This window comes from Stenotrophomonas sp. 22LJNL06-5-1 (genome assembly GCF_056861455.1).
In genome coordinates this window covers 1-20,112 of record NZ_JBSPUE010000003.1, presented here as the reverse complement: position 1 = coordinate 20,112, position 20,112 = coordinate 1, and the positions used below count along the sequence as shown (strand labels likewise).

20 protein-coding genes are annotated in these 20,112 nt (G+C 61.6%); 18 read left to right on the top strand and 2 right to left on the bottom strand.

Annotation, left to right across the window (positions count from 1 at the left end; translation table 11 throughout):
- Window positions 1-84 precede the first annotated feature (84 nt).
- A complete protein-coding gene (locus AC13GF_RS08375) occupies window positions 85-1,323 on the bottom strand; it encodes an NADH:flavin oxidoreductase/NADH oxidase family protein (protein WP_483004313.1) in 1,239 nt (412 codons plus the stop codon).
- 89 nt (window positions 1,324-1,412) lie between these two features.
- Between AC13GF_RS08375 and AC13GF_RS08370 the strand changes: the two genes are divergently transcribed.
- A complete protein-coding gene (locus AC13GF_RS08370) occupies window positions 1,413-1,892 on the top strand; it encodes a MerR family transcriptional regulator (protein ID WP_483004312.1) in 480 nt (159 codons plus the stop codon).
- Window positions 1,893-1,908: 16 nt separating this feature from the next.
- On the opposite strand, the gene AC13GF_RS08365 is transcribed toward AC13GF_RS08370, so the two are convergent.
- Window positions 1,909-3,120 carry an MFS transporter gene (locus tag AC13GF_RS08365; protein ID WP_483004311.1) on the bottom strand — a complete coding sequence of 404 codons (1,212 nt, stop codon included), beginning with the start codon at window positions 3,118-3,120 and terminating at the stop codon, window positions 1,909-1,911.
- 234 nt (window positions 3,121-3,354) lie between these two features.
- Here AC13GF_RS08365 and AC13GF_RS08360 point away from each other — a divergent pair, with 234 nt between their 5' ends.
- The 17 genes from AC13GF_RS08360 to AC13GF_RS08280 all read left to right on the top strand — a co-directional run bounded on the left by AC13GF_RS08360 (window position 3,355) and on the right by AC13GF_RS08280 (window position 19,988).
- Complete coding sequence (locus tag AC13GF_RS08360; RefSeq protein WP_029379975.1) at window positions 3,355-3,612, top strand: hypothetical protein; 258 nt, start codon at window positions 3,355-3,357, stop codon at window positions 3,610-3,612.
- 36 nt (window positions 3,613-3,648) lie between these two features.
- Window positions 3,649-5,328 (top strand): type IV secretory system conjugative DNA transfer family protein, encoded by a 1,680-nt coding sequence (locus AC13GF_RS08355; RefSeq protein WP_483004310.1) that lies wholly within the window; start codon window positions 3,649-3,651, stop codon window positions 5,326-5,328.
- Window positions 5,329-5,755: 427 nt separating this feature from the next.
- Entirely contained in the window at window positions 5,756-6,202 is a 447-nt protein-coding gene (locus AC13GF_RS08350) for a hypothetical protein (protein WP_010484845.1), read from the top strand.
- Between the two features lie 89 nt (window positions 6,203-6,291).
- Window positions 6,292-7,362, top strand: a complete 1,071-nt coding sequence (locus AC13GF_RS08345) for a VirB8 family type IV secretion system protein (RefSeq protein ID WP_483004309.1) — start codon at window positions 6,292-6,294, stop codon at window positions 7,360-7,362.
- Window positions 7,359-8,138 carry a TrbG/VirB9 family P-type conjugative transfer protein gene (locus tag AC13GF_RS08340; protein ID WP_257471426.1) on the top strand — a complete coding sequence of 260 codons (780 nt, stop codon included), beginning with the start codon at window positions 7,359-7,361 and terminating at the stop codon, window positions 8,136-8,138. Before AC13GF_RS08345 ends, AC13GF_RS08340 begins: the two co-directional genes overlap by 4 nt.
- The gene (locus AC13GF_RS08335; protein ID WP_483004308.1) at window positions 8,135-9,400 is read left to right on the top strand and encodes a TrbI/VirB10 family protein; all 1,266 of its coding nucleotides are present in this window, start codon (window positions 8,135-8,137) and stop codon (window positions 9,398-9,400) included. The genes AC13GF_RS08340 and AC13GF_RS08335 overlap by 4 nt, the downstream gene beginning before the upstream one ends.
- A gap of 12 nt (window positions 9,401-9,412) precedes the next feature.
- Window positions 9,413-10,456, top strand: a complete 1,044-nt coding sequence (virB11, locus tag AC13GF_RS08330) for a P-type DNA transfer ATPase VirB11 (RefSeq protein WP_295557556.1) — start codon at window positions 9,413-9,415, stop codon at window positions 10,454-10,456.
- A 3-nt stretch (window positions 10,457-10,459) separates the two neighbouring features.
- Window positions 10,460-11,443, top strand: a complete 984-nt coding sequence (locus AC13GF_RS08325; RefSeq protein ID WP_483004307.1) for a lytic transglycosylase domain-containing protein — start codon at window positions 10,460-10,462, stop codon at window positions 11,441-11,443.
- Between the two features lie 73 nt (window positions 11,444-11,516).
- On the top strand, window positions 11,517-11,930 hold the full coding sequence (locus AC13GF_RS08320) for a TrbC/VirB2 family protein (protein WP_483004306.1): 414 nt from the start codon (window positions 11,517-11,519) through the stop codon (window positions 11,928-11,930).
- On the top strand, window positions 11,923-12,231 hold the full coding sequence (locus AC13GF_RS08315) for a VirB3 family type IV secretion system protein (RefSeq protein ID WP_483004305.1): 309 nt from the start codon (window positions 11,923-11,925) through the stop codon (window positions 12,229-12,231). Before AC13GF_RS08320 ends, AC13GF_RS08315 begins: the two co-directional genes overlap by 8 nt.
- 81 nt (window positions 12,232-12,312) lie before the next feature.
- A complete protein-coding gene (locus tag AC13GF_RS08310) occupies window positions 12,313-14,751 on the top strand; it encodes a VirB4 family type IV secretion/conjugal transfer ATPase (RefSeq protein WP_483004304.1) in 2,439 nt (812 codons plus the stop codon).
- A 59-nt stretch (window positions 14,752-14,810) separates the two neighbouring features.
- A complete protein-coding gene (locus AC13GF_RS08305) occupies window positions 14,811-15,608 on the top strand; it encodes a hypothetical protein (protein WP_483004303.1) in 798 nt (265 codons plus the stop codon).
- A gap of 79 nt (window positions 15,609-15,687) precedes the next feature.
- Complete coding sequence (locus tag AC13GF_RS08300; RefSeq protein ID WP_483004302.1) at window positions 15,688-16,836, top strand: TrbL/VirB6 family protein; 1,149 nt, start codon at window positions 15,688-15,690, stop codon at window positions 16,834-16,836.
- Between the two features lie 38 nt (window positions 16,837-16,874).
- A complete protein-coding gene (locus AC13GF_RS08295; protein ID WP_483004301.1) occupies window positions 16,875-17,402 on the top strand; it encodes a DUF4189 domain-containing protein in 528 nt (175 codons plus the stop codon).
- Window positions 17,403-17,469: 67 nt separating this feature from the next.
- Window positions 17,470-18,012: a DUF4189 domain-containing protein gene (locus tag AC13GF_RS08290; protein ID WP_483004300.1), complete on the top strand. Its 543-nt coding sequence runs from the start codon at window positions 17,470-17,472 to the stop codon at window positions 18,010-18,012.
- Window positions 18,013-18,591: 579 nt separating this feature from the next.
- The gene (locus tag AC13GF_RS08285; RefSeq protein ID WP_483004299.1) at window positions 18,592-19,143 is read left to right on the top strand and encodes a DUF4189 domain-containing protein; all 552 of its coding nucleotides are present in this window, start codon (window positions 18,592-18,594) and stop codon (window positions 19,141-19,143) included.
- A gap of 530 nt (window positions 19,144-19,673) precedes the next feature.
- The gene (locus tag AC13GF_RS08280; RefSeq protein ID WP_483004529.1) at window positions 19,674-19,988 is read left to right on the top strand and encodes a DUF4189 domain-containing protein; all 315 of its coding nucleotides are present in this window, start codon (window positions 19,674-19,676) and stop codon (window positions 19,986-19,988) included.
- Window positions 19,989-20,112: the final 124 nt, after the last annotated feature.

Genomic DNA, 20,112 nt, shown 5'->3' with positions numbered 1-20,112 from the left:
TCTCCCTGCTGCGACCGGCGGCGGAACTGCCGCCGATCCTGCAGATGGTGGAGCATCGCTGCGGTAATGAGAAGGCCGCGCGGCTCAATGTGCGATGGCGCGGGCGCCGATCCAGCGCCGGTAGCGGCGGGTCCGACACTTTGCGGCCGCCTGTGCCAGCAGCAGTGCCCATACCGGAGAGACCGTGGGTGCGGTGGGGCGGCGCCGGCTCAACCGGCCCAGCTGATACTTCACTGCGGCCATGTGCGCACTGGCCGCCAGCGGCTTGCTGCGCCAGTTGATGTTGCGCAGTGTCGGCACCGGATCGCGGCCCTGTTGCCAGTGCTGCGGCAGATCCGGCTCGATCGCCAGCGCGGTGGCGATGCCGACCATGGCCACGCCGCTGGCCAGCACCTGCTCTGCCACTTCGCGGCGGCGGATGCCGCCGGTGACCATCAGCGGCATCGTTGCCACCGTGGCGATCTCGCGCGCGAATTCGAGGAAGTACGCTTCCCGGGCCACGCTGCGTTCGTCGCGTGCGGCGCCGGTCATGGCCGGTGCTTCATAGCTGCCGCCGGACAGTTCGACCAGATCCACGCCGAGGGGGGCCAGCATCTCGACCACTTCGCGCGCGTCCTCGGGCGAGAAACCACCCCGCTGGAAGTCGGCGGAGTTGAGCTTCACCGCCACCACGAACGTGGGCGCCACGGCCGCGCGTACACCCTGCACGATCTCCAGCAGCAGGCGCGCACGGTTGTGCAGGTTGCCACCCCAGCGGTCGTTGCGGTGGTTCGACAGCGGCGACAGGAACTGGCTGAGCAGGTAGCCGTGCGCGGCATGGATCTCCACGCCACTGAAACCGGCGCGTTCGGCCAGTTCGGCACTGCGGATGAAGCGCGCGATCACCGCGTCGATGTCGTCCTCGGTCATCGCCTTCGGCGGTGCGAACTGCTTGGACAGCGCGCCCATCTGCAGCGCGACGGCTGACGGCGCGAGCGCAGGCTGGCCGAGTGCGGCCGGCATCTGCCGCCCCGGGTGATTGATCTGCATCCACATCTGCGCACCCCGAGAGCGGGCAGTGTCCGCCCAGGCGGTGAAGCGGTCGAGGTGACGGTCGTCTTCCAGTACCACGCCGCCCGGGCCGGTCATGGCGCGCCCATCGACCATCACGTTGCCGGTGATGATCAGCCCGGCGCCGCCGTCGGCCCAGCGCTGGTACAACTGCAGCAGCGCTTCGGAGGGGGCGTGGTCGGCGTCGGCCATGTTTTCTTCCATCGCCGCCTTGGCGATGCGGTTGCGGATGACGGCACCGGAGGGTAGTGCCAGGGGCGAGAACAGCGACATCGGACAGCTCCAGGACAGGGGAATGGCGCTACGCTAACCTTCAAGTTTGATTGAAGGTCAACAGGTTCCGATGTCGAGGATTCAGGCAGATGAAAATCGGTGAGCTCGCCCGCCGCACGGGCCTGGCAGTGTCGCGCATCCGCTTTTACGAGGAGGCCGGGTTGCTGGTGGTCCAGCGGCAGGCCAACGGCTACCGCGACTACCCGGAGCAGGCGGTGCTGCTGCTTGAGCTGATTACCGGTGCGCAGCGCGCCGGCTTCAGCCTGGAGGAAGTACGCGCCTTGCTGCCACCGGACATGGGCCAGTGGCAGCACGACGCATTGATCTCGATGCTGCAGCAGAAGGTGGCCGACATCGAGGCGCTGCAGTTGCGGCTGGCACAGAGCCGGGCGCACCTGCTGGCCCTGATCGAGGACATCCAGGCACGGCCGGAGGGCATCGACTGCGCGGCCAATTCGCGGCGGGTGCTGGACCGCGTGCAGCGCGGTGAGCTGGCGCGACCGACGCTGGCGGCCGGCGATACGGCGTTGCTGCGGCCGGATCGCCGCCGCCGCGCGGGCAGCAGCTGACGATCCGGCGCGAAGGTCAGTGGCTGCCCACGCCGGCTGCCTTGCGCTTCTTGTCCAGCATCACCGCCACGCACCACAGCAGCAGGCCGCCGATTGCGGTGGCCGCACCGACATAGCCGGTGCTGGCCGGGCTGAAGCCAGCGCTGATCGCCATGCCACCCAGCCACGGGCCGAGTGCATTGGCGGTATTGAAGGCGGCATGGTTGGAGGCGGCGGCCAGGGTCTGCGCTTCGCCGGCCACGTCCATCAGGCGGGTCTGCAGTACCGCCGCCAGCGCGCCCATGGTGCCGACGGTAATGATCATCGGACCGATGGTCCACACCGACTGCGCGGCCAGCGGGTACAGCAGCAGCATCACGATCGACCACAGCAGCACCACCGCGGCGGCCTTGAAGTGGAACTTGTCGACCAGCCAGCCACCGGCAATGTTGCCGATGATGGCGCCGATGCCGAACACGCCCACCGCCAGCGGCATCCACGATTCGGCCACGCCGGTGACCTGCACCAGGGTCGGCGCCAGGTAGGTGAACACGCAGAACATGCCGGCGAAGCCAACGGCGCCGATCGCCAGCGCCAGCCACACCTGGGTGGTATTGAAGGCGCGCAGTTCGCGCATCGGCGAGGTGCGCACTTCGTCCGGGTCCGGCAGCAGGAAGCGCGCGATCATCGCCACGGTGGCGACGGCCAGCACGCTGACCAGGGCAAAGGCGGTGCGCCAGCTCAACTGCTGGCCCAGCCAGGTGGTCAGCGGATTGCCGACCAGGATCGCAATCGACAGGCCCAGCAACACCCGCGACATCGCCTGGCCGCGCTGCCCGGCCGGGCTGATTGCCGCCGCCACCAGCATCGCCACGCCGAAGTAGGCGCCATGCGGCAGGCCGGCGACAAAGCGCGCGATCAGCATCGTGCCGTAGTTCGGTGCCAGTGCACTGGCCAGGTTGCCGACGGCATAGAAGCCCATCAGTGCCAGCAGCAGCTTGCGGCGAGGGAAGCTGGCGCCGACGAAGGCGAGGATCGGCGCACCGACCACCACGCCGATGGCATAGGCGCTGATCAGGTGGCCGACCTGGGTTTCGGAGATCGACAGGCCGCGGCTGATCTCCAGCATCAGACCCATGCTGGCGAACTCGCTGGTACCGATGGCGAAGCCGCCCAGGGACAGGGCAAGGATGATCAAGGTGCGCTGACGGGGCGTCAGCCGCGCAGCCAGGGAAGAGTTGGGGCTCATGCGGGGGCGCGATGGGGGCGGGGAGCCGGATATTGTACTGCTGCACCGCAACAGCAGCAGCCACGCCGGGGGTAAATCAGTGTTTGATCGATGGGACTGCGGCACGCCGGGCATGGGCTCGGTGCTGCAGCGCGTGCGGCCCGCGGTTGCCGGCGTCCTGCATGTGATGACGACACGGTGGTCGGCATGATGGACGTGCAGGGGCTGTGGAATGCTGGAACAAGGAGGATGTCGATGCAGGAGTTCAGGCATGTGCTGGAGACGCGCGGCCGCTATCAGCTGGTAGCGGTGTCCTACGCGCCGGTGTACGCTCCGGGCGATGTGGTCGGCCATGCGGTCGTCGCCGACGATGGGGATCGTCTGACCGACCTGGTATCACTGGCCGAAGCGCGCCAACTGCTGTTGCAACGGGTGCGTGAAGAGGGCGAAGAGCCCGGGCTGGAGAACGAAAACCACCTGCGGAAGAAGGCGTCGCGCTGGCGCCGCCGCTAGGCCGTCGCGCCCTCGTGCGCATCATGGAGGATTCGGGTGTTGCCCAGTAAGAAGTATCTGCTCATCGCCATCATCACGCTGGCGACCCTGCTGCTTGGTTTTGTGTTTTCCGGTTACCTGACCCTGCTGTTGCTGGGGCTGGACACCAAGCTGTTCACCTGGAACACCTATTACCAGTACTTCAATGCACTGGACCAGCCACAGGTCGCGCCCTTCGTGGGCAAGATCAAGTGGGCCGGCTATCTCGGTTTCGGCCTGCCGTTGCTGGTACTGGTGGTGACCGGCCTGGTGCTGCTGCTGAAGAAGGACAAGCGCTCGCTGCATGGCGACGCGCGTTTCGCCACCGGCGCCGACCTGTCCAAGCACGGCATGTTCAAGAAGACCGGCCAGAGCATCGTGGTCGGCAGCCATGGCGGCAAGCTGGTGCGGCTGGACGGCCAGCAGTTCGTGATCCTTGCGGCACCTACCCGTTCAGGCAAGGGCGTGGGCGTGGTCATCCCGAACCTGCTGGAGTACGGCGAATCGCTGGTGGTGCTGGACATCAAGCAGGAGAACTTCGACCTGACCAGTGGCTGGCGTGCCAGCCAAGGGCAGGAAATCTACCTGTTCAATCCCTTCGCCGAGGATCGGCGCACGCACCGCTGGAACCCGCTCAGCTATGTCTCCGATGACCCGGCATTCCGGGTGTCGGACCTGATGAGCATTGCCGCGATGCTGTATCCGGACGGGGCCGAGGACCAGAAATTCTGGGTCAGCCAGGCGCGCAACGCGTTCATGGCCTTCACCCTGTATCTGTTCGAAAACTGGGACGACGAGCGCAGCAGCGGTTTCCCGGGCGGCTCGGGCACGCCCACGCTGGGCGCTGTCTACCGGTTGTCATCGGGCGACGGCACCGATCTGAAGAAGTACCTCAAGGCCTTGTCGGAGCGGTCGTTCCTCAGCGCCAACGCGCGTTCGGCGTTCGCCAACATGCTGTCCCAGGCCGATGAGACCTTCGCCTCGATCCTGGGCACCTTCAAGGAACCGCTCAATCCCTGGATCAACCCGGTGCTGGACAAGGCCACCAGCAGCAACGACTTCCTGCTGACCGACGTTCGCAAGAAGAAGATGACCATCTACATCGGCATCCAGCCGAACAAGCTGGCCGAGAGCCGGCTGATCATCAACCTGTTCTTCAGCCAGCTGATCAACCTCAATACCAAGGAACTGCCCAAGTCCAACCCGGACCTGAAGTACCAGTGCCTGCTGTTGATGGACGAATTCACCTCGATCGGCAAGGTCGAGATCATCGCCTCGGCGGTGTCCTACATGGCCGGTTACAACATCCGCCTGCTGCCGATCATCCAGAGCATGTCCCAGCTTGACGCCACCTACGGCCGGGAAGTGTCACGCACGATCATCACCAACCACGCGCTGCAGATCCTCTACGCGCCGCGCGAACAGCAGGACGCCAACGACTACTCGGACATGCTGGGCTACACCACCGTCCGCAAGAAGAACGTCACCCATGCCCGCGAGAAGACCCACAACTTCACCGAAGAGCGGCGTGCACTGATGCTGCCGCAGGAGCTGAAGGCGATGGGGCCGGACAAGGAAGTATTCCTCTACGAGGGCATACCGCATCCGGTGAAGTGCGACAAGATCCGCTATTACAAGGATCGCTATTTCACATCGCGGCTGCTGCCGAAGGTCGACGTTCCGATGCTTAACGTCTAATTCACGCCGCTAAATTTGTGACGTAGATTCATATTCATCGACGTGAAACAGTGAGCTGAGTCAAAAATTCGGCATCTGTTCATGGATTTTCAGACTTGTCTGACATGGAATTGACGCGTGGTTGTGTAACTCTGTGTTCGTCATCCAGAAGTGTGTGTTGGATGGCAAAAGTTGTAACGCAGGGTGGCCAGGAGTTTGTGCCATGGAAACAAGGATGGTTTCGACGTTGGTGAGGGTGTGCGGGTGTGTCGTCGGCAGTGTCTGGCGGCCCCGCGACCTGGTTGGCAGCTCTCGGGCTGCAGGGGAGCCGGGGCAGGTGTGCTGCATGCCAGCGCGTCTCCCCGATTCCGGCGTGCGCCATGCAGCGCCGGACGGCCAGGGAACCAACGCTCGGGACTGCTTTTTCGTACGTCAAAGTGAAGCCCGTATGAATCAGGCGTTTATCGCGAAAATCTCCATCGCCGCAGTCGCGGCGCTGATGGTGGCAGGGTGTGCCACCAAGTCCGCCCCCGATTTCGGTGGGCGCTGGAAGCCGGTCAACCGCTTTGCCGTGGCGACGACCGAGATCCCGCTGTATTCCAGCTACGTCTACCAGGCCTCGCCGATGGATGGCACGCTCAAAGCCATGCTCGAGCGCTGGGCCAAGGATTCCGGACGAACACTGGACTACCGCCTCAACTCGGACTTCACGCTGTACGGCGCGGTCTCGAAGATCGACACCACCAATGCGCAGCAGGCCGTGATCGATCTGACTTCGGCGTATTCGGCGCAAGGCATCTCCGTCTCCATTGTTGGCAACCAGATCGTTGTGCAGAGCGCTGGCTCGACGCCCACCGCGTCGGCGCAGGGCGCTGATTCCAACAGCGGCACCTGAGTCCACCTCGAAACCATCGAACGTGCCGCTCCCCGCGCCTGTCGCAGGGGCTTCATGCCCATTGATGTTTCAGCAGTACGGAAGAATCCATGTTCCGCAAGAAGGATCCCGGCAACAGTCCCAAGGTCGAGCAGTCGGTCGCCAAGGCGGTCAGCTACGAGATCACCGTGGCCGACATGGCGCGTCGCAGCGAGCGCCGTGCCTGGTGGGTCGCCACGGGCTCGTTGCTGATGTCGCTCGCACTGGCGGGCGGCTACTACTACATGCTGCCGCTGAAGGAGAAGGTGCCGTTCCTGGTGATGGCCGATGCGTACACCGGTACCGCGACGGTCGCGCGCCTGAGTGGCACGTTCCAGGGCGAGACGATCACCACCAACGAAGCGATCAATCGCAGCAATGTGGCCCAGTACGTGCTGGCGCGCGAGTCGTACGACTCGGCGGTGATGGGCCTGCGCGATTGGGAACTGGTGTTCGTGATGTCCACCGATCCGGTGGCGCAGTCCATGCGCGTGCGCTATGCCAGCAACAACCCGCAGAATCCGTTCGTGATGTATGGCCGCGAGCGTGCCATCCGGGTCAAGATCCTCAGCATCACGCCGCTGGGCGCCGAAGCGAACGGCAGCTTCCGCGGCGCGTCGGTGCGCATCCAGCGCAGCCTGCTGGACAAGCGCACTGGCGTTGCCACCTACCTGGACAACCAGCTGGTGACGATGCGCTTCGGCTACAACCAGAACCTGGCGCTGTCCGAGCAGGATCGCATCCTCAATCCGCTGGCCTTCCAGGTCACCGAGTATCGCGTCGACAACGACTATTCCCGTGGTGTCCCGGTGCCGGATGACGGCGCCATGCAGGCGCAGGCGCAGCAGGCTGCACAGGCCGCGCAGCAGGCCCAGGGTGTCTACGATCCCAACAACCCGGCCGCGGCCACGATGATCGATCCGGCCACCGGTCAGCCGGTCGCCGTGCCTGCCAATGGTCCGACGCCGGGTCAGCCGATGTCGGGCCAGCCGGTGCCGGGTCAGCCCGTACAGGGGCAACCCATGCCGGGTCAGCCGGTGCAGGGGCAAGTAACGCCGGGGCAAGCCATGCCCGGACAGCCGGCCATGAGGCCGGCGCAGAACAATTCCACCGGAACTGCTGATGGAGCAAGCAACCGATGAGTAGTCGAAATATCAGGGGAAGCGCGCTGGCGCTGCTGTCGATGTTGTCGCTGTTGTTTTCAGCAGCGGCGATGGCGCAGGCGGTGGACCACTACGAGTACGAGAAGGACCGCATCTATCCGGTTCGCACCGGCCTGGGCCTGACCACCCAGATCGAACTGAGCCCGAACGAGAAGATCCTCGACTACAGCACCGGCTTCAGCAGCGGCTGGGAACTGACCCGTCGCGAGAACGTGTTCTATCTCAAGCCGAAGAACGTCGACGTCGACACCAACATGATGGTGCGCACCGAGACCCATTCCTACATCTTCGAGCTGAAGGTGGTGGCCACCGACTGGCGCCAGCTGGAACAGGCCCGTCGTGCAGGCGTGCAGTACAAGATCGCCTTCGTCTATCCGAACGACACCGTGTTCGGCGTCGCCCAGGAGGCAGTGGAAGAGGAGGCGCAGCCGCTGCTGAGCTCGGAGTTGGCCAAGGACCGCCAATACAACTTCAACTACTCCTATTCGACCAGCAAGGCGAAAAAGATGGGGTGGTTGATCCCGGTCAACGCCTACGACGATGGCCGCTTCACCTATCTGAAGCTGCCGAACTCGCCGGAGTACAAGACCGGCATCTTCCCGGCCGTGTTCGGTCGTGAAACGGAATACGGTGAAGACTTCGTGGTCAACACCACGGTTGAAGGCAATACGCTGATCGTGCACGGGACCTACCCGTACCTGGTCATCCGCCACGGCGACTTCGTCGTCGGCCTGCGAAGGAACGTGAAGAAATGAGCCAGCAGAACACTCCCGGAAACGACCCGAACAACGGACGCGACGAGAGCCAGAGCCCGTACGGCGCACAGGGCGCCTCGGACGCGCAGTCGAATCCGTACTTTGGCACCACCCAAGCCGAGCCTGCGCCGGACTTGGATGCGGCCGCGCCGCAGCTGCGCTCGGCCGAAGAGCAGCGGTTGAACCGCAAGGCGCTTCTGTTCCTCGGCGGCATCGTGGTGCTGCTGGTGGCCATGGGTTTGTTGCTGTTCCGCAAGGGCCACGACAAGGACGATGCGCCGAAGGTGCCGGATGTTGCACGCGCGAGCACGCCAACGCTGCCGGATGCTGTCCAGACCGATCCGGGTTCGGCCCAGGCGATGCAGCCGGTTGACCCGATTCCGATGTTGCCGCCGCCTCCATTGGGGCCGAGTCGCCCGGAGCCGCCAGTGACGTTGGAAGATCGCTCCGCAGGCCCTCGTGGTCCGACGCTTGCCGAACGTCGGATGGGTGCCAGTGCCGACGGTTTCGTTGGCAATGGCGGTTCACAGGATGAGGAGCGCTCGCAGCAGGCGGGCATGGACGAATACACGCGGGCAATGCTGCAGCAGATGAATGGGCAGCAGAATGCAGCGCCCGCGCGCGTGCGTCGTGGCCCCGACGTGGATGACGTGTCCAATGCCAGCTACATCCGCAGCCCCGATGCGCTGCTGGTGCGAGGAACCTATCTGCGCTGTGTACTGGAGACCCGCATCATCACCGACATCGCGGGCTACACCTCGTGCCTGGTGACCGAGCCGGTGTACTCGATCAACGGCCGCAACCTGCTTTTGCCGAAGGGCTCCAAGATCTATGGCGCCTATGGCGGTGGTCCTACCGGCAAGCGGGTGGAAGTGATCTGGGACCGCATCACCACGCCGAATGGCATCGACGTGGCCATGTCCAGCCCGGGCGTTGATCAGCTGGGTGGCGCAGGCCATCCGGGCCAGTACAGCGCTCACTGGGGCAGCCGTATCGCCTCGGCGCTGATGATCAGCTTGCTGGCTGATGCGTTCAAGTATGCCGCCGCCGAACATGGCCCGGAAACCACCACGGTGGCCAACAACGGCATGACCATCCAGTCACCCTATGAGAGTGCCACCGCGCGCACCATGGAACGCCTGGCCAACGAATCGCTCAGCCAGCGTCGCCCGCCGACCGTGACCATCAACCAAGGCACCATCGTGAATGTGTACGTCGCCAAGGACGTCGACTTCACGAGCGTGCTGCATCCCCGCCGGTAACAACGAACGATCATGGACGCTGAAGTGTCACCCCTTGCCCTCGTCTCCAGCGATTTCCTGCGCTATCAATACGAAGTGCTGGGTATTGCCGAGTACATGACCTCGCCGGAGGTGACGGAAATCTGCATCAACCGTCCCGGTGAGCTGTATCTGGAAACCCGGGCGGGGTGGCAGCGGGTGGATGTGCCCGGCCTGACCTTCGAGCGGGCCCGGCAGTTCTGCACGGCGGTGGTGAACGAGAGCAACACCGGTCAGCGCATCACTGATGCCGATCCAGTGGTCTCGCTCACGTTCCCCACCGGCCAGCGCGCACAGTTCGTAATTCCGCCGGCGTGTGACGCTGGGAAGGTGTCAATCACCATCCGCTTGCCGTCCAAGCACACCAAGTCGCTCAGCCAGTATCACGAAGATGGGTTCTTCAACCAGATCCTGGAAAGCGATGGCAGCATCAGCGAGCAGGATCGCGAGTTGCTGGAACTGCGCCAGCAGCGCGAGTACGCCGAGTTCTTCCGGCGTGCGGTGATGTACCGCAAGAACATCGTGGTATCCGGTGCGACCGGTAGCGGCAAGACCACCTTCATGAAAGCGCTGGTCAATCATATCCCGGACAACGAGCGCCTGGTCACGATCGAGGACGCGCGCGAGCTGTTTCTGACCCAACCCAATGTGGTGCACCTGCTGTACTCCAAGGGCGGACAGAGCACCAGCAATGTCAGCGCCAAGAGCTGCATGGAAGCCTGCCTGCGCATGAAGCCCGAACGCATCATCCTGGCCGAGCTGCGCGGTGACGAGGCGTTCTACTTCATCCGCAACTGCGCATCGGGCCACCCGGGTTCGATCACCAGCTGCCATGCAGGCAGTCCGGAGCAGACCTGGGACCAGTTGGCCCTCATGGTGAAGGCCTCCACCGAAGGTTCGGGCCTGGAGTTCAACGTGATCAAGCGACTGTTGATGATGACCATCGACATCGTCGTGCATATCAAGGCGCATGCCGGTTCGCGCTACATCACCGGTATCGATTTCAATCCTGGGCGTACCCAGGGGCAGGAGGGCTGAAGGATGCTGCCAGGACTGGAGATGATGGCGTGCCCGGAGATGGCGGTGTCGATGGACGTGATGCAGCACGTCATCAACGTTGAATCGTCACGCAACCCTTATGCCATCGGCGTAGTCGGCGGCGCTCTGGTGCGCCAGCCCAAGGCGCTGGACGAGGCGCTGGCGACGGTTCGGATGCTGGAAGAGAAAGGCTACAACTTCTCCATCGGGCTGGCCCAGGTCAATCGCTATAACCTGGGCAAGTACGGCCTGGATTCCTACGAGAAGGCTTTCCAGCAATGCCCGAACCTGCAAGCGGGTTCTCGGATTCTCGCCGAGTGCTACAAACGCTCCGGTGGTGACTGGGGCAAGTCATTCAGTTGCTACTACTCGGGCAATTTCGAGACCGGCTTCCGTCACGGCTACGTGCAGAAAGTCTATGACTCGATGCGCCGCGGGCAGCAGCTTGCCAGCAATGGTGTTGCACCGATCGACGTGGTGAGTCGCGGCGAACGCCGCAGCGTGAAGGTCGAGCATCACCCGCAGCTCGCTTCGCCGGCGCAGGCGCGCATTGTTGCGCAGGCGAGTGGCCCGGTGTACGTGCCGTCGGAAGACCCGGCACGTGCGTATGTCGTGTATCCGTCCACCGGTGCAATGGCGCGGGGCAGCCTGCTGAACATGGCCGACCAGGCGCTTTCCAAAGTGGTACTGGGCTCGGTGGATCGGATGATGCAGCCGCAGGCGCAGCCCACCCAAGGGGCCGCCTATCCGCAGCAACAGGCCGGTGGCATGCCGCAGCAGCTGCCTCAGCAGGGTCCGGCGCAGGCGATGGCCATGCCGCAGCAGTTGCCAGGTGCTGCAGGTGGCAGCAACGAGGGCCCTGTGATGCTGCGGCCCTGGAATGAGCGCAATCAGCCAGTGGCCGGCAATGGCAGTTCATATAACGCACCGGCACAGTCCGCACCGGTGCAGCAGATTCCCGCAGGGGATGCGGCCTTCGTGTTCTGACGAAGTCGTGGTACGGCCAGTCCCCCGGCTGGTCGATTCAGTTGTGTTAGTCCATCAACAAGGAAATCAATCCATGAAGCGATCCAATCTCGACCTCGTCCAGGCCCAGCGCACGCTGAAGACCCTGCTGATGGCCACTCTGTTCGTCGGCGCACTGTTTGCCCCGCAAGTCTTCGCCAACGGCGCCACCGACTTCGGCGGCACCGACAAGAAGGTCTGCGGCTTCTTCAACAACATCAACGGCCTACTGAACATCGCCTCGATTGCGGTGGTCACCATCGCGGTGATCTTCGCTGGTTACCAGATCGCCTTCGCGCACAAGCGCATCGCTGACGTCGCCCCGATCCTGATCGGTGGCGTGCTGATCGGCGCTGCAGGCCAGATCGCCCGCATGCTGCTGGGTGATGGCAGCGACGGCAAGTGCGGTGGTGGCACCAGCACCACTTACTACCTGATCAACAACGCGATCCAGTACTACAGTGCATAAGAACGTCGTGTTCCGCGGCTGCACGCGCCCAGCGATGTTCCTGGGCGTCCCCTACCTGCCATTTTTCATGGTGGCAGGTGGGTTTCTGCTGCTCAGCATGTACACGAACTTCTGGTTCCTGCTCACCATTCCGGTGGCGGTCTTCATCATGCGGCACATGGCCAAGCGTGACGAAATGATCTTCCGCCTGTTGGGTCTGCGCCTGATGTTCAAGCTGAAGGTGCGCAACGTGCAGGAACACGATGGCATGTGGGTGTTCAACCCCAACCATTACCGCGACAAGCCGGCCCGAATGGATTGAGGTCCGGATCCGGCCTGGCGGGCGTCCGCGCCCGCCAGGTCTCTTGAAACTCCTTGGCAGTACCTCTTTGGAAGCAGTCGTATGTTCAGCCCTGACACCTCCATCAGTGAGTTCATTCCGTTGTCGTCGCATGTTGCCCCGAACGTGGTCAAGACCACGGGCGGCGACTACCTGCTGACCTGGCATCTGGAAGGGCTGCCGTTCGTCGGCCGTGAGGAGTGGGAGCTCGAGCATCGCCACAACACGTTCAACCGCCTGCTGCAGACGCTGCGCGCCCCTGACTTCGTCAACGTTGCCTTCTGGGTGCATGACATCCGTCGCCGCCGCACGCTGAAGGGCAAGAGCAGCTACAAGCAGCGCTTCAACCAGGATGTGTCCGACCAGTACATGGGCATGCTGTCCTCGCAGCGCATCATGCAGAATGAGCTGTACCTGACCATGATCTACCGCCCGGTGGTGACGGGTAAGCGCTTCGTCGAAAAATCGGCGAACGTGGACAAGCTGCGCGCCGAGCAGGAGCAGGCGATCGAGAAGCTGATGGAGCTGGCCGGCAACGTCGAGGCCGTGATCCGCGATTACGCGCCGTATCGCCTGGGCATGTACGAAGCCAAGAATGGCGTGGTGTTCTCTGAAACGCTGGAGCTGTTCGGTTACCTGATCAATCGCATCGACGAGCCGGTGCCGGTGCTGTCGGCACCGATCAAGGATTACCTGCCTGTCAGCCGCCACATGTTCTCGGCCAAGACCGGTGACTTCGCAATCAACACCCCGAATGGTGCCAATCATTTCGGCGCCATCCTGAACATCAAGGAGTATGCCGAGGGAACCTACCCGGGCATCCTCAACGGCCTGAAGTATCTGGATTACGAGTACGTCATCACCCATTCGTTCAGCCCGATGGGGCGCCAGGATGCACTGAAGGTGCTCGATCGCACCAAGGGCATGATGATCTCGTCCGGCGACAAGGCGGTCAGCCAGATCGTCGAGCTCGATCAGGCCATGGATCAGCTGTCGTCGGGTAACTTCGTGCTGGGTGAATACCACTTCATCATGGCGGTCTACGGCGACACCCAGGCCAAGCTCTCGCAGAACGTCGCCTCGACCCGCGCCGAGCTCTCCAATGCCGGTTTCGTGTCGACCAAGGAAGACCTGGCGGTTACGTCGTCCTTCTACTCCCAGCTGCCGGGTAACTGGCGCTACCGCACCCGACTGGCCAACGTCAGCTCGCTGAATTTCCTGGGCTTGTCGCCACTACACAACTTCGCTACCGGCAAGCAGCACAACAACCCGTGGGGCGACTGCGTCACCACGCTGCAGACCACCAACGGCCAGCCGTACTACTTCAATTTCCACGCGACCCATCCGTCGGAAAACTCGCTGGGTGAGAAGGCGATCGCCAACACCATGGTGATCGGCAAGTCCGGTACGGGTAAGACCGCGCTGATCAACTTCCTGCTCAGCCAGGTGCAGAAGTACGAGCCGTCGCCGACCATCTTCTTCTTCGACAAGGACCGCGGCGCGGAAATCTTCGTGCGCGCCTGCGGCGGCAATTATCTCGCCCTGGAAAACGGCGCGCCGACCGGCTTCAACCCGTTCCAGTGCGAGAACAATGAAGCCAACGTGCAGTTCCTGGCCGACCTGATCAAGGTGCTGGCCGGCAAGCGCGAGTACAGCGCCCGCGAGGAAGAAGACATCTATCGCGCGGTGGAAAGCATGCTTGATACGCCGATGCACCTGCGCAGCATGACCAACTTCCAGAAGAGCCTGCCCAACATGGGCGACGATGGCCTCTACGCGCGCATGCGCCGTTGGACCTCGGGCAACTCGCTGGGCTGGGTGTTCGATAATCCGATCGATACCGTTGACCTGAGCAAGGCCAACATCATCGGCTTCGACTACACCGACATCATCGACAATCCTGAAGTGCGCGTACCGGTGATCAACTACCTGCTGCACCGCCTGGAGTCGCTGATCGACGGTCGTCCGCTGATCTATGTGATGGACGAATTCTGGAAGATTCTGGACGGCGAAGGGGGCCTGAAGGAGTTCGCGAAGAACAAGCAGAAGACCATCCGTAAGCAGAACGGTCTCGGTATCTTCGCCACGCAGAGCCCGGAGGACGCGCTGAAGAGTGATATCTCCGCTGCCCTGATCGAGCAGACCGCCACGCTGATCCTGCTGCCGAACCCGAATGCCAGCAAGAGCGACTACATGGATGGCCTTAAGCTGACCGAGGCGGAGTTCAGGGTGGTGACCGCACTGGACGAGCGCTCGCGCTGCTTCCTGGTCAAGCAGGGCCATGCTTCCAGCGTGTGCCAGCTCAACCTGCGTGGCATGGACGACATCCTGTCGGTGATCTCGGCCTCGACCGACAACATCGATGTCATGCATCGGGTCCTGCAGACGGCCGCGGTCCGCAATCGCGTCACTGTAGACGAGCTCAGCCCGGAGCAGTGGCTGGAAGATTTCTACAAGAACCGGAAGGGATCGGGAAAGGAACCCCGGTCCGACGCGGCCTGATGGCCGTGCGAGCAGGAGACAGGCAAGTGGACGTCAATCAGAACAACAGGAGTTTTCCCATGAACAGCGTCAAGCGTCGGGCCAGCGCCCGCAAGGTACTCAAGCCGATGGCCAAGGTGCTCGGCGTTGCCTTGGCCCTCACAGCGACCAATGCGGGCGCCATCGGCCCGGTGCAGGAAACAGGTCCTGCGCTGTGGCAGCACATCCTCAATCAGATCAATACGTACCAGGCCCGTTTTCAGGAGAAGTACCAGTTCGTCAAGGAGAACACCCAGTGGGCACGGGACTGGGCGCAGACGATCAAGGAGTACCAGGAGACGATGGTCCAGATTCAGGGCATCGTGAATTCCTTCGGGTTGCCGGATTCCGCCCCGCTGACGCCGGTGCCACCCAATTATCTGGTTGCCGAGACCTGCGGAATCGGCACCGACCTGAAGACTCTCGCGACCCGGGTCGTTTTCAATTTCAAGGGCGATTGGAAAGATCAGCAGCAACAGATCTGCGTGAACATCCGGATGATGCAGAACCGCAAGTACAACGATGCGGTGGACTTCATGCTCAAGACGATGCCGTCGTTCTTCGATAGCCTCGATGCAATCGAAAAGCAGCGAAATGTCAGCAATCTGCTCGGCAACGTCAATGCAACGCAGAACGACACGTTGCGCACCGCGAACGACATGGCTGCCAAGGCCAAGTCCTTCGAGGCACAGCAGAAGGCCTACGATGCCTACATCGAGGTGATGGAAGCCAATCAGAAGGTTGTCGCCCAGGCAGCGTTGAAGGGCGACCCGATGAAGACCATTGCCAGTGATCTGGTCAAGACGGCTGCATTGAAGGCGGCCCTGTCCGTCGACTGATGCATGGAATGGAACACCGAGGGTGCACGCATTGGCGTTGCTCCTCATGTGATTGCAGTATTACCAAGGGAATGCGGGTATGACGATCAGGTCGATTGCCAACTTTGATTTTTCGGGCGGATTCCAGGATCTGATGGGGCACGTTGCGCGTGTCCAGTCGATCGGTGATTTCGTGTTCTTCAAGCTCATCCTCGACTATCTGCGGGAGAGGATCGGCAAGTTCGGCTTCGACCTGATGGACAACATGATGGCGTGGGTGGGCGGCATCGCGCTGACCCTCATGACCTTGTGGGTGCTGATCCAAGGCTATCGAATCGTTACAGGCCGCAGTCGCGACTCGATGATGGTCCTGGTAACCAACATGGCGCGCGCAGCGTTGATTGTGGCCGTTGCCACCAGCATGGGCATGTTCGGGCGCGATCTTCATGAGTTCCTGACCGAGGACGTGAAGGGCCTGATCACCCACGTTGTCACTGGCAAGGATCAGAAGCCGGAAGAGCAGATCGACAAGAGTCTGGCTTGGATGCAGGTGGCACTGTCCAGCATTGATGGCATCAAGATTCTGAATGACCCTGGATTGCAGGAAGACAAGACCCGGGCCATGTGGTTCATCGGCCTCGGCACCGGCGGTCCAGCGGTGACTGCGGGTTCAATGCTTCTTCTCTACGAAGTAGCAATGGCGTTGTTCATCGGATTCGGGCCGTTGTTCATTCTTTGCCTTCTGTTCGACCAGACCAAGCAGTTGTTCCAGCGATGGTTGTTCTACGGCATTGGAACCATGTTCTCCATGGCGGTACTGGCGGCCATGGTGTCGATCGCCTTGGACATGGTAATCCGCGTGTCCGCCTCGTTCTGGGTGACGGCACTTGTGAACAAGTTCCCGCTTATGGGTGCGTCCAGTGACGGCATGACCAGTCAGGCGATGCAGCAGGGCGGTATGGGATTGATCCTGACGACCCTGATTCTGACTGCGCCCCCAATGGCGGCCATGTTCTTCCAGGGTACCTTGGGTAGCTTCATGGCATATTCGCAGATAGGTGGTAGCCCGGTTGCGCAGGCGCCCGGCCCGAGCGGGCAGCCGCCGGGTAGCTACTACACGCCGGATAAGCCTTCGGCGAGTGGTGGGCATGTTGATAGCAATAGTACAAATCGTGCAAGCACGCCTGTCATTCCAATGGCTAAGGATGGCAATAGCTTGACCGACGGGAAGTTCGGATCTGCCCGTTAAGTAAAACTCTCTGCTTTGGGTGTTAGGAGATTCCCAGTATGATCAGGCGTTCAATGGCAGCATATTTGGTCGCAGCAATTGTGGTGGCGGGTGCTGCGCTCACGTCTGAGTCGGTCCGGGCAGAGGGGCGGTGTCCACCTGGTCAGTATCCCATCGGTGGACAGGGCGTTGGTGGGTGTGCTCCTATACCTGGCGGCGCAGCTGCTGCGGATACTGGGCCCAAAGCAACCGGCCGTTGGATAAAGACTTGGGGTGCCATTGCGCTATCCCCAAGCGGCGCATCCGGTGCATCGACAGGAAAGAAGAGTAAGTCTTTGGCTGCGATGGAGGCCGAAGCAGTCTGTGCGCAAGGGGGGGCTAGCGGCTGCAAAGTTGCTTTTACCTATAAGAATCAGTGCGCGGTTGCAGTGGTGCCCAAGTCGGGGACAGGGGGAACTCTTTTCAGTAGCTCGCCGACAGTTGAAGAATCAAAAACCCGTGCATTGAAGCAATGTGAGAGTGGCGGGGGCAGCGATTGCCAGGTGATCTTCGAGAATTGCGCTGAACCTGAATTCCAGAAATTCTAGTGGATGAGCGCTGGGGATTGCTCGCTGGGGCTCTTCAGGCGTATGACGTTTTCTGAGTGTCCGTTGCATGAAGGCCGAGTTGTCAGCCCCGCTGTCGCAGTTTGTTCTCAGTTCAAACTTGTCAATCTTGATCTTGGGATGGAGTAACGTAGCTTCTGCCGGAGGGCGATGTCCTCTTGGGCAGTACCCGATCGGCGGGCAGGGTGCGGGTGGCTGTGCCCCGATTCCAGCCTCTCAGGGTGAAGGGAGGTCCGGGCCGCGTGCGATAGGTAGGTGGATCAAAACCTGGGGAGCCATATCCCGTTCTGTTGCGACCGTTGACGTGGGAGCTTCGGTTGGAAAGAGATCAAAGGCCGAGGCTGTCGCTGAGGCTCGGTCCCGGTATGCGACGTATGGTACGAAGGATTGCACTGTAGGGATAACGTATAAGAACCAGTGCGTCGCTTACGCGGATCCGGCCCCGGGCTCTGAAGGCTTGATTTCAATGGCCGGCGACCCAACGAGAGAGGCTGCTTCCACTGAGGTTCTGAAGTACTGTGCCGCTCACGGTGGTGGGCAGTGCACGATCAAATATACCGATTGCAGTGAGCCGATCTTCCCAGAATTCTGATTGCTCTATGGAGCTGGGTTGACACATCCGACGTCCAACACCTATCGCACTTTGGTAGAGGGATCTGAATGGCAGGGGCCATCATGAAATGAACTCTCGAAGCTGAATTCGGGAGCTCGGCCCCGTGCCCGAAGAAGTGGGCTGCGTGCGCGTCAAAAATGCTGACGCATCTGGCCCTCAATCGCAGGCGCTTCCCCGTCGATGAGGACTTTGGCGAAGAGCATTGCGGGTGACGCTGCGCGGCGCAGAAGGGGGGGCGTGGGCTTGATCTTGACGAACACTATTCTGACTATCCCCAATGGCGGCGATGTTCTTCCAGGGTACCTTGGGTAGCTTCATGGCATATTCGCAGATAGGTGGCAGCCCGGTTGCGCAGGCGCCGGGCCCGAGTGGGCAGCCGCCGGGTAGCTACAAGCCGGCGGCTCCAACCAATTCAGAGGAATCCGTGAGTAACCAGAGCCTTACGATCCCGAAGATCGCGCCGGGTACTAGCAACTCGGTACATACGCCGGGGTCGCTCGGTAACGCCCCAGTTCGGTGAGCGATGTCACAGCAGTTGCTGAATGGGTAGAACACTGGATGCAAGAGATGAAAACGATGAAGCTGCTTTCTTTCCTCCTTTTCCTTGGGGTGCTGCTGACTCCTGTGTCCGCACTTGCTGAAGGCGGTAGTTGTCCGCCAGGGTTCTATCCGATAGGAGGGCAGGGGGCCAGAGGCTGTGCTCCGATTCCTGGTGGCGACAGCGGTGGCTCGGATCAGCTACCGCTACTTCCTCCAACGCCGACGGGGGAATGGTTAAGTACCTGGGGAGCAGTCGCTGCGTCCGAAGCTACATCTGAGGTAGGAATGGCCTCCGGAATGAATTCCGCAGAAGCCGCCGCTGCCGAGGCTGTGAGGCGCTGTGGTGGTGGAGGAGCCACGGACTGCAAGGTTACTGTTTCTTACTCAAATCAGTGCGTCGCGTGGTTGATTCCCTCTTCAGGTGGCTCGGGGGCTAAATCCGCAGTTGGTAAGGCTCCTAAGAAAAGGCAAGCCATCTCCTTGGCGGGTAAAGGTTGCGTAGATCCAAGTGGAAAGAAGTGCAGGGTCTTTTACGCAGACTGTTCTGAACCTGTTTTTCGTAGGTTCTAGCGATGCAAAGTATTCGATTCTCTTAAGTCGATTGATTGGTCGCATCGGAGCCGCCTAGGGCTTGAAGGTGCATCCAGGGCTTGCGTAGATGGGCTGGAAGTTCGGCGGCTTGGCTTGATGTTGATACATTGATTTAGGTTCTTGCGCATTGTCAATCGCAGCCATTTTCTCGTGGTTTTCTGCGTTCTGCGGATTGGTAGAGCGCGGGTGACTGTATCGGCTGCGAATGGCCAGCTGTTAGTGGATTCTTCGGGATTTGGCTCTGGATGACAGTTGAAAAGCTTTCCTTCGGGTGTTGTGGGATTTCGAACATCATCAGGCGTTCGAAAGTGGCGTATGGGTTCGCGGCGACTCTAGCGGTAGTTCTAGCACTTACGTCCGACCTGGCTTGGGCGGAAGGACGGTGTCCTCCGGGCCAATATCCGATTGGCGGGCAGGGTGCGGGTGGCTGTGCCCCGATTCCAGCCTCTCAGGGGGGGGGGAGCTCCGGGCCACGTGCGATAGGTAGGTGGATCAAGACCTAGGGAGCCATATCCCGATCTGTTGTGACCGGTGATGTGGGAGCTTCGGTTGGAAAGAGATCAAAGGCCGAGGCCGTCGCTGAGGCTCAGTCCCGCTGTGCGACATATGGTGCGAAAGATTGCTCTGTAGGGATAACGTATAAAAACCAGTGCGTCGCTTATGCGGATCCGGCTCCGGGCTCTAAAGGATTGATTTCAATGGCCGGCGGTCCAACGAGAGAGGCCGTTTCCACTGAGGTTCTGAAGTACTGTGCTGCTCACGGCGGTGGGCAGTGCACGATCAAGTACACGGATTGCAGTGAGCCAATCTTCCAAGAGTTCTGATTGCTCTATGGAGCTGGTGCGGTGGTCTAATCAATTTGGACACTCGATAGGATCAATTTCGAGCATCGAGGTAGACCCATGGCAAAACAGATCACTCAGGGCATGAGGGACGAGGCGGTCCGCC